Genomic DNA, 615 nt, shown 5'->3' on the forward strand with positions numbered 1-615 from the left:
CCCGGCTAATTCTGGCGACGAGCAGACCGAGAACGGAGTGGTTCTCGGCGTCGATTTGAACGTGGACGGCTACCTCGCCGTCGCCAGTACGGGAGCGTTTCTTGGGAACGCAGACTACCTTAATCACAAGCGTGACGAGTACGAGCGTCGGCGTGGCAACCTGCAACAGACGGGCACTCGGTCCGCACACCTCACCATCAAGAGCATCGGGTCACGAGTTGCTCGGTGGAGTGCGGACTACCTCCACCGGGTGTCAAAGGCAATCGTTCAGGAGGCCGTCGAGAATGATTGCACTGCGATCGCATTCGAGGACCTGACTCACATCCGCGAACGCATCTCGACCGCCTCGAAGTTCCAGCAGTGGGCGTTCCGCGAACTCCAACGCCACGTTGAATACAAGGCCGAAGAGTACGGCCTCGACGTGGACGATGTTGCACCTGCTTACACGTCCCAGCGGTGCAGTCACGGCGAGTGCGGGTTCACGCACGAGGATAATCGTGATGGTGATGAGTTCGAGTGCCTGAAGTGTGGGAAAGACCTCCATGCCGATTATAACGCCGCTCGGAATATCGGGTGGCGTCTTGTCCAGCACTGGCTCAAGTCTGGTACTGGACG

At 59.0% G+C, this 615-nt stretch carries 1 protein-coding gene; it reads left to right on the forward strand.

The features are described from left to right. Nucleotides 1-615: RNA-guided endonuclease InsQ/TnpB family protein (locus tag KM295_RS16810; protein WP_256031531.1), on the forward strand; the 615-nt coding region annotated here is incomplete at both ends.

Origin of the sequence: Natronomonas aquatica, assembly GCF_024449025.1 — an archaeon.
GTDB lineage: Archaea > Halobacteriota > Halobacteria > Halobacteriales > Haloarculaceae > Natronomonas > Natronomonas aquatica.